This is a genomic window from Mesorhizobium sp. M8A.F.Ca.ET.207.01.1.1 (assembly GCF_004794715.1).
Classification (GTDB): Bacteria; Pseudomonadota; Alphaproteobacteria; order Rhizobiales; family Rhizobiaceae; genus Mesorhizobium.
This window is the reverse complement of record NZ_SRUS01000028.1, coordinates 1-9122: the sequence shown is the minus strand read 5'-3', so window position 1 is coordinate 9122 and position 9122 is coordinate 1. Positions and strand designations below refer to the sequence as shown.

Annotated in this window: 2 protein-coding genes and 11 pseudogenes; 8 read left to right on the top strand and 5 right to left on the bottom strand. The window is 58.9% G+C overall.

Features of this window, described 5'->3' with window-relative positions:
* A pseudogene (locus tag EN850_RS33185) lies at nt 1-686 on the bottom strand (transposase); the annotation flags it as partial.
* A gap of 244 nt (nt 687-930) precedes the next feature.
* Between EN850_RS33185 and EN850_RS33180 the strand changes: the two are divergent.
* The 4 pseudogenes from EN850_RS33180 to EN850_RS33165 all read left to right on the top strand — a co-directional run.
* Nucleotides 931-1098 (top strand): annotated as a pseudogene (locus EN850_RS33180) (transposase); the annotation flags it as partial.
* A gap of 347 nt (nt 1099-1445) precedes the next feature.
* A pseudogene (locus EN850_RS33175) lies at nt 1446-1634 on the top strand (4Fe-4S binding protein); the annotation flags it as partial.
* An 87-nt stretch (nt 1635-1721) separates the two neighbouring features.
* A pseudogene (locus EN850_RS33170) lies at nt 1722-2015 on the top strand (pyridoxal-phosphate dependent enzyme); the annotation flags it as partial.
* An 87-nt stretch (nt 2016-2102) separates the two neighbouring features.
* Nucleotides 2103-2294: pseudogene (locus tag EN850_RS33165) on the top strand (helix-turn-helix transcriptional regulator); the annotation flags it as partial.
* Nucleotides 2295-2607: 313 nt separating this feature from the next.
* Here EN850_RS33165 and EN850_RS37575 read toward each other — a convergent pair.
* Nucleotides 2608-3052 (bottom strand): annotated as a pseudogene (locus tag EN850_RS37575) (transposase); the annotation flags it as partial.
* 38 nt (nt 3053-3090) lie between these two features.
* On the opposite strand from EN850_RS37575, the pseudogene EN850_RS33150 reads away from it, so the two are divergent.
* Nucleotides 3091-3984: pseudogene (locus tag EN850_RS33150) on the top strand (IS3 family transposase); the annotation flags it as partial.
* 28 nt (nt 3985-4012) lie between these two features.
* Here the strand turns inward: EN850_RS33150 and EN850_RS33145 are convergent.
* Nucleotides 4013-5236 (bottom strand): annotated as a pseudogene (locus EN850_RS33145) (IS110 family transposase).
* A 244-nt stretch (nt 5237-5480) separates the two neighbouring features.
* Between EN850_RS33145 and EN850_RS33140 the strand changes: the two are divergent.
* Nucleotides 5481-5792: pseudogene (locus EN850_RS33140) on the top strand (transposase); the annotation flags it as partial.
* 33 nt (nt 5793-5825) lie between these two features.
* Here EN850_RS33140 and EN850_RS37570 read toward each other — a convergent pair.
* A pseudogene (locus EN850_RS37570) lies at nt 5826-6090 on the bottom strand (transposase); the annotation flags it as partial.
* 322 nt (nt 6091-6412) lie between these two features.
* Here EN850_RS37570 and ectB point away from each other — a divergent pair.
* Entirely contained in the window at nt 6413-7687 is a 1275-nt protein-coding gene (ectB, locus tag EN850_RS33130; protein WP_127311131.1) for a diaminobutyrate--2-oxoglutarate transaminase, read from the top strand.
* A gap of 189 nt (nt 7688-7876) precedes the next feature.
* A complete protein-coding gene (locus EN850_RS33125) occupies nt 7877-8968 on the top strand; it encodes a uridylate kinase (RefSeq protein WP_127311130.1) in 1092 nt (363 codons plus the stop codon).
* A gap of 23 nt (nt 8969-8991) precedes the next feature.
* Here the strand turns inward: EN850_RS33125 and EN850_RS33120 are convergent.
* Nucleotides 8992-9122: pseudogene (locus tag EN850_RS33120) on the bottom strand (IS481 family transposase); the annotation flags it as partial.

Sequence of the window (9122 nt, the reverse complement as noted above, 5' to 3'; positions counted from 1 at the left end):
GGCAACGCTCGCAGCCACGGTGACGTCGAGGCCGGGCAACGTCATCAGGCGGCGGATTGTCTGATCCTGGAGGGCATGTACGGCGATATCCGCCTCGACCACCGTCAACGCCTCGTTGATCTGGTTAATCAAGCCGAGGTGGCGCTCGATGGCGGCGCGCTCAGCCGCAGGCAATATTTGCCTCGTCAGCCATTTGCGCCCGCTGATCCCGACGAGGTCCCATGCGGACACGGCGGGATCAGGTGGGCGTGGAGGATTGACTGGATCAGGTTCTTCAGCCGCGAACGCTGGCGAACCAGCTGTGTCCGCCTGGTGACCTGTCTTCGGAGGGCAAGGGTCCCCGGATCCGGAACCCAGACCTCCGGCAGAAAGCCCGAGGCGTAGAGCTTCGCAAGGACAGTGGCGTCGATCGTGTCAGTCTTCACCTTCGCGTGCGCGATCATGTGCACCTGCTTAGGATTGGCGATCACGATCCGATCGACGTAGGGCGACAGCACTTCAGCGACGGCCGCGGCATTGCCGGTCGCCTCGATCACCACATGATCATCGCGGGTGAGTTCCCTCCTGGCGAACTCCTCGAGCTTATTGCGCAGCATTTGAACGCGGCCGAGCTTGACGATCTCGCCATCAAGCAACGACACGACCTCGGCGGCTACGCCGTTTATGTCCATGCCGATAATACGCACGGTTCCCTCCATCGTTGGTCACGAACAGGGAGCCAGCGGGCAACACGACAAATACGGATCCGCGCTCGCAGCGCATCCGGGCGAGTCGTAGGGGCGGCCAGATAACGTGCTCGAACTCGCAGTTCATCTGCATACGACGGCCTGCCCGCACTTGCGTGCTCCCGGTGCCCCGTGGCCCGGATGCGCCAAGCTTAACGAACCTGACAACCGAACAAACGATGGCACCAAGAACATCATGCCGGATAATGGCTTCATCGAGAGCTTCAACGGCCGACTGCGCGATGAACTGCTCAACGAGACGCTGTTCACCTCGCTGGCTCAGGCGCGCGTAGCCATCGCCCTGTGGCGCGCCGACTACAACACCGCGCGGCCGCACTCCCAAATCGCCTGGCAGATCACGGCCGAGTTCGCCAGCACCTTCAATCCGCGACGGTCGCTCGCGCTGCGCTATGCCAAAGGCTCCGCGCCAGCGCCCGTCGCTTCACCCGCCCAGCAGGGCACAACCCACGCCGCGATGCGTGTCCAAAACCCGACAGCGGCAGAAAACATGTCAGGTTCAAGACAACGCCGTGTTGGTGCCCGTACGTTTTTCTTAGCACAACCATACACTTAATGCGGGCTAGGCGTCGCTGGCATGGCCTTTGCTGATTGAGATGCGGCAACAGTGGGTGAGGGCGGACCGCATGCGAATGCGCCTAGTCGAGTGATGGTCTCCCTAACCGGTGTGTTGCTTTTTTGAGAGAAGAACCAGCACGCGCATACGGTGTCGATGATGCGGATGAAATCCTCGGCGCCTGCGATGGCGGTAACGACGACTTCGATGGTGAGCTCAATCGCATGATCATGGTCATCGACCATGCCGGCCGATGCATTGGTTGCGGAGCCTGCGGGCGCGTCTGCCCTAAGAACTGTCAGACCCATGTCGCGGCCGACCAGATCGGAGCATGAGCAGCATGTTTGACGAGACAGAACCAGGAGATCGGATTTGCCCTTCATGATCTTTTGCCGGCTCAGTTCCGGTTCTTTGCGGCAACGCTAGCCCAACATACAGCGATGCTCGTCGATCTCGGGACGGAACTTGTGGAGGAAGACGTGGTATTGCTCGAGGACTACGCATACCGCGTTATGGCGTTCCATCGGAGGAAACCAAGACGGCGATCCGTCTGTGCGCGCGGCTCGAGGGCATGATTACCGATCCCGTTTACGAGGGCAAATCGATGCAAGGGATGATCGATCTCGTCCAAAGGGGCTTCTTTCCACAGGGATCGAGGGTCCTCTACGCACATCTCGGCGATCAACGGGTGCGGCTACACCTTTCGCAACGGTTGACGTCGACAGATTGCAACATCCCTGCCGTGCCGACGAGCGAGGTGTACAATGACGCAAGCGCGACGGAAGGTTGAGAAGCCATTTAGTCTCTCAGTTAGAGAAAAGGAGTGCATTAGCTGGGTGGCGAGAGGAAAATCTTCGTGGGAGATAGGAAAAATCCTAAATATATCATATAATACTGTCAATTTCCATATAAAAAATGGGATGCGGAAACTGGATTGTGGCAGCAGAACGGTCGCTGCTATAAAGGCAATCAACATGGGAATCATAGAATTGTAAGGAGATCTCTTACTTCGATAAAAGCCAGACTCACAATCAGAGTTTTAACGCTGGCAAGAACTGTGCATTCTTTACGGCGCCAGACCTTGAGTTGCACCCTCGGTCGTGGCTGCACTAGTCGGACAAGATCCGGGGTGGCTGCTAGCCCGTTTTCTCACCGCATCTGGCGTTAGGCGGTGTTTTGGCCTGGCCAGGAGCCGGTATCGTGCCCCGATCTCGAAGACGGTGCGCAATCGCCGCGTGTGTGCGGCGATTTGAGCTTGTGCAATGTACCTTTTTTGTTGGCGGGAAGGGTTCGGGTCCTGCGGCGCCATCTGGGCGCGGCCCGTATTCGGGCGTGTGCCAGGGCGAATTCGTCGGCATAGGGACACGCCGAAGCATCGCGACCTTGATGCGCCGTACCGAGACGCGGACCCGCGCACCGATTTTCAGTAGCTTCAACTCGATCGTGCCGCAGGTGGGCTCGGCGGGCCGGGTGTGGGCGAGGCCGAGGCGGCGCAAGGCGCAAATGAGAACGTAGACAAACGAGGCAAACCAAAGCCGCAACGATTGGCGCGCAGGTATGGGCGCTGGTGCGATCGGGTAGACGGAAAGCGCCCGTGCCGCCTAGCGCTCTGGCTTGAGGACGACACGATAAAGCGCGGATTGGCACCCAGCGTCGTGCACTCGGCCTGAGCCACAGCCCTTCTTTCGTCAACCACAGGAAAGTCGCCAAAGACGCGTGCGACCTGTGACCTGCCACGGGTAATTTCCTCCATCTGAGATTAGAGTCCGGCCTCGATTGAAGGACGGACTGATGAAGAGAAGGCGGTTTACAGAAGCAGATCATCACGGTTCTGCGTGAGCATGAGGCGGGAGCAAAGGCGGGCGACCTGGCGCGCAAGCATGGGATCTCCGAGGCGACGCTGTATAACTGGAAGGCGAAGTATGGCTGATGGACGTCTCCGATGCCAAACGGCTGAAAGCCTTGGAAGACGAGAACGCGAAGCTGAAGAAACTGCTCGCCGACCAGATGCTCGAAGCGTCGGCACTGCGCGAGCTTCTTTCAAAAAAATGGTAGGGTCCGCCGCCAAGCGCGAAGCCGTCGCGCATCTGCAGGCCGTCATGGGTGTGTCGGAGCGTCGGGCCTGTTCCTTCGTCGGTGCCGATCGCAAGATCGTCCGCTATCGGTCCCGGCGTCCGCCGGAGACGGAGCTGCGCAAGGTTACGCGACCTCGCCAACGAGCGCCGCCGCTTCGGCTATCGACGCCTGTTCATTCTGCTCCAGCGCGAGGGCGAGCCATCAGGGGTCAATCGCATCTACCGGCTCTCCCACGAGGAGGGTCCGGCGGTGCGCAAGCGCCGGGCACGGCGACGAGCGGTCGGCACGCGGGCGCCGATCCTGGTTGAGGCGAAGCCGAACGCGCGCTGGTCGCTAGACTTCGTCCATGATCAGTTCGCCTGCGGGCGGCGGTTCCGGGTGCTGAACATCGTCGACGACGTGACGCGCGAATGCCTTGCCGCGATCCCGGACACGTCGATCTCCGGCCGGCCCCTTGCTCGGGAACTGGCTGACCTGATCGCCTGGCGCGGCAAGCCGGACATGATCGTTTCCGAACACGGCACAGAGTTCATCTCGAACGCCATCCTCGCCTGGGCAGATCAGAACAGCGTCGAATGGCATTACATTGCGCCCGGCAAGCCGATGCAGACGGATGTTGTAGAATAGCCCGTTCTTCTCATTCGGCATTTTTTTCCACAGCCTTCGGCCTTTCCGGCCTCGTTCGCCATCGGGAAGTCGCGGCTGCATAGGCAGCTTCCGCCTTCTCGACGCGGAATCGTTCTTCGGCGCGCTTGGCCGGGATGTTATAGGTCGAAGGCGGTGCCGCGTCTGGCGTGGCTGGTCGGAAGGCCGGCACGCAGCTCGACCGATCTGAACTTGCGGGCAAGCAAGGCCGGCCGGACCCAGATGTAGTCGGTATCCTTGCTCAGCATGTGCCAGATGATCATTGCAAGCTTGCGCGCAGTGGCGACGGCCGCGATGTGCTTCCCGCGGCGCGAGGCGATCCGCTTGTGGAAGGCGCGAAGAGGTCCTGGCGATCGCACAGCCGCCCATGCTGCCTCGACCAGCATCCCCCGCGCATGGCCGCGGCCCTGCTTCGTGATGCGCCCGTGATAGGCTGGCCCCTCACCGGACTGCCGCACGCTCGGATTGAGGCCAAGATAGGCAACGAGCTTCTGTGGATCGCTGAAGCGCCGTATGTCGCCGATTGCCGCGGCAACGCTCGCAGCCACGGTGACGTCGAGGCCGGGCAACGTCATCAGGCGGCGGATTGTCTGATCCTGGAGGGCATGTACGGCGATATCCGCCTCGACCACCGTCAACGCCTCGTTGATCTGGTTAATCAAGCCGAGGTGGCGCTCGATGGCGGCGCGCTCAGCCGCAGGCAATATTTGCCTCGTCAGCCATTTGCGCCCGCTGATCCCGACGAGGTCCCATGCGGACACGGCGGGATCAGGTGGGCGTGGAGGATTGACTGGATCAGGTTCTTTAGCCGCGAACGCTGGCGAACCAGCTGTGTCCGCCTGGTGACCTGTCTTCGGAGGGCAAGGGTCCCCGGATCCGGAACCCAGACCTCCGGCAGAAAGCCCGAGGCGTAGAGCTTCGCAAGGACAGTGGCGTCGATCGTGTCAGTCTTCACCTTCGCGTGCGCGATCATGTGCACCTGCTTAGGATTGGCGATCACGATCCGATCGACGTAGGGCGACAGCACTTCAGCGACGGCCGCGGCATTGCCGGTCGCCTCGATCACCACATGATCATCGCGGGTGAGTTCCCTCCTGGCGAACTCCTCGAGCTTATTGCGCAGCATTTGAACGCGGCCGAGCTTGACGATCTCGCCATCAAGCAACGACACGACCTCGGCGGCTACGCGGTTTATGTCCATGCCGATAATACGCACGGTTCCCTCCATCGTTGGTCACGAACAGGGAGCCAGCGGGCAACACGACAAATACGGATCCGCGCTCGCAGCGCATCCGGGCGAGTCGTAGGGGCGGCCAGATAACGTGCTCGAACTCGCAGTTCATCTGCATACGACGGCCTGCCCGCACTTGCGTGCTCCCGGTGCCCCGTGGCCCGGATGCGCCAAGCTTAACGAACCTGACAACCGAACAAACGATGGCACCAAGAACATCATGCCGGATAATGGCTTCATCGAGAGCTTCAACGGCCGACTGCGCGACGAGCTGTTGAACGAGAGCCTGTTCTTCGGCCTTGACCACGCCCGCAGTGCCATTGCCGAATGGAGGCAGGACTTCAACACCGCGAGGCCGCATTCCTCGCTCGGCTACCAGACCCCGGTGGCCTTCGCCGGAACCCTAGCCGCAACCGGCTCCCACGCTGCGCTCAATGAAGGCTTCGCGTCTCCGCCGGTTGCTCAAACCGCGCGATACGGCGTAACAGAAACGGTCGAGGCTCTAATCGTCACGATGAAAGTTCAGTGGCAGGTCACCTGACCACTTGCCTTGGACCCCGGCAGGCTTCCGCCAGGCGGGGGCGATCTTCGTTACAAGCCGCTCGTTGCGGGCGACCCCGAAGACAGTCGACGCGGTTTTGCTCGCACCAGGCCATCAGCGCCTCGCGGGCAAGCCGGGATCGGCGCAGGATGGCGCGGACCTCGGGGCCACGACTTGCGGATTTGCCTCACGATCCGCGCAACCTCCTCGACGCTCCCTTGCTGGCGTGAATGTTGGAACGCCTGAGCTTTGCCGCCAGCAGATGCCGGCCGCAGAAGACGTAGAGCGGCAGGTGGCACTAGCCCTTGTAGCACGTTCTGGGCTGGGGACGCCGCACCCTTCGGCAGTCCCCCTCGTCTGGTAGCTTTCTGCCGAGATGGTTCTGACCGATATCGCTGGGGACTGGACCGAGTGCGTGCTGGTCGCCAGTTCACGTTGACTCTCTAGTTGGGTTTCAGCCTCGGCCTTGGCTGGACGATCCAACATCTCTCCAATGTGTTTGTGACGATCCTACCATTCTAGGTAGGCGACACTGGTCGAGCTTGCCGTCTATAACTCTACGAAGCCATTTTGATTCCAGTTTCGATGCTATCGCGCCATCATTTGGTCGAGGAAAGACTATGCTTGAAGAGAATACCCCAAACTCCTTACTTGCCTTCGAAACCCTCGAATCGAACGTGCGAGCGTATTCTCGAACGTTTCCTGTTGTGTTCAGGAAAGCTGCGGGAGCCATTCTCGAGGACGAGAATGGCTCAGAGTTTATCGATTTTCTCTCCGGCGCGGGCGTCCTCAACTACGGTCACAATGATTCGGATTTTCTGAATGACGCAAAGAAATACCTGGAGTCAGGCGGAATTATTCATGGGTTAGACATGGCTACTTCTGCAAAAAGAGAGTTTATGGAGTATTTTGACGCCACAATATTACGTCCACGTGACATGACATACAAATTTCAGTTTCCCGGCCCTACCGGGGCCAATGCCGTGGAAGCGGCGTTAAAGCTCGCACGGAAGGCCACGGGTCGGCAAACTGTAATTTCATTCACCAACGGCTTTCATGGAGTGAGCTTGGGCGCGCTTGCGGTAACGGGTAATCGAACCCACCGGGGTGCGGCAGGATTAACGCTAGTCGGTGCAGTGTTCATGCCTTATGACGGCTATTGGGGAGCCGATCAGGACACTTCGGAATATCTGGGCAAGGTGCTTGCTGATGCAAGCAGTGGTGTCGATCTTCCTGCTGCCATCATTCTGGAAACAGTCCAAGGCGAGGGAGGCATAAATCCTGCGAGCAAGATTTGGCTGCAGTCGCTCGAGCTACTTTGCCGAAGGAACGGCGTCCTTCTGATTGTTGATGACATTCAGGCAGGTTGCGGACGAACAGGTAGTTTCTTCAGTTTCGAATTTGCCGATTTATCGCCAGATATAATTGTTTTGTCAAAGTCTCTCAGCGGCTGTGGACTGCCGCTATCCCTTTTGCTGCTCAAACCTGAAATAGACGTTTGGCAGCCCGGCGAACACAATGGAACATTCAGAGGCAACAATCTCGCGCTTGTGACTGGGGCTTCTGCGTTACGAAAATATTGGACGGATGAAAAGCTGTCTCACGGCGTTACGGAAACAGGGCGAATTCTCAACAAGCGCCTTCAGCAGATTGCTCAAAGTAGCGGCGATCCTAGCCTTTCCGTGCGCGGAAGGGGCATGATGCTCGGGATCGATTGCAATACAGGCAAACTGGCCGAGAAAATCGTGCACAGGGCCTTTGAAAGTGGGCTGGTGGTAGAGCGATGCGGCGCGGAGGACCAGGTTGTCAAGCTTCTTCCCCCTTTGACGATCGATGGGGAGACGCTTCAACGCGGTCTCGACATATTGGACAGTTCTGTGCACGCAAGCGTCTAATCAGTCGAGGCTGTATGCATAGACAGTGGGGTGATTTTCTTTTCCGCTGCAGCGGAATCGACGATGGACAGGATCACGCTCCGGGGTCGACCGTCCGCCCCGTTGAGCCCTTCCCAATGTTGTGCCGTGCCGATCAAGCATCTCTGACCTTACAGCTTTGCAGATTGCCGACAACGTGATTGGTGGAACATGAATGCGACGATTCTGAAATTCGGGGGCTCTTCTTTTCTGCATCCCAAGGACTACGGGCGAATTGCTGGGCATCTGGCCGACCGACTGGCGGCTGGCGAACACAAAATCGTTGCCGTGGTCAGCGCGATGTCAGGCACCACTTGCAACTTGAAAGCGGTAATGCTCGACGTCAACAAGCAAGCATCGCCATCAAATCTCGATGGGGCACTTGCGACCGGAGAGATGCTCAGTGCCTCCCTTTTGGAGGCTGCCATCAGCCGGCTGAGTATTCCAGCCATATCTTTGAACGGATATTCCCTTGGAATACGTACGAATTCGGATTTCGGTCGCGCGTCTATCAAAAGCGTGGACCCCACGCCAATCCTGGCAGCACTGCAGGAGCATGACGTCGTTGTTGCCGCGGGTGCCCAGGCAATTGATCAGTCCGGTCGGTTAACGTTTCTCGGCAGAAACAGCTCTGACCTGTCAGCTATCGCAATTGCGTCCATGTTGGGAGAGCACACTTGCGAAATCTACTCGGATGTTCCAGGCGTCTATACGGCAGACCCTTACTTGGTCGCAGGAGCACAACTGATTCCGGAGATTTCTTATCCCGCGATGCTACAGATGTCGGGACATGGTGCGAAGGTACTGCACCACAGGGCGGTGCATTACGCCGAAACGCACAACGTCACCATTGTTTGCAAATCGCTGACCAGCGACGGCGTCATCACCGGTACGATCGTGACTGGCCATGGGAACGCCCGCTCTGTGACCGTAGCTCGTGAGATCCCGGTGTTTTCGTGTGCCACCCTTGAAGAATGCGACAAACTTTGCGCGCTTCTTGCTCGACACGACATCAACGCGATCCGCGTGGAGGACGGCCACGGGGTAGTGATATGCATTGTAAGCGATATCGATTTTGCCCTTCGACTTGTCGCACTGTCGGACACTGTCCCGGTGTTCATTGGTTCAAAAAACGTGGTGACGGAACTCGATTCTTCCGTGTTGCGCGTCCACGTGGTCGGCGATTATGACCGGGCCGTTGCCTTGGCACGCCAAATCCACGAACGAATGTATCCTGCAGCCGTTGGCGCACCCTCTCGGTGAGAATGGCTGGGCAGCCCTCCAGCCTATATGTTTAGTCCCGGCATTTGCTGGAGCGGATCGAGTTTGAAGCGTTCCGGTTGTGACGCCCACGCCTTGCAGATGAACTCGTAGGGCGTAAGGCCTTTGAGGGTCTTGAGCCTGCGACCGAAGTTGT

Coding starts and splice junctions, on each gene's coding strand:
- ectB (WP_127311131.1), top strand. CDS start 6,413: ATGCTTGAAGAGAATACCCCAAACTCCTTACTTGCCTTCGAAACCCTC.
- EN850_RS33125 (WP_127311130.1), top strand. CDS start 7,877: ATGAATGCGACGATTCTGAAATTCGGGGGCTCTTCTTTTCTGCATCCC.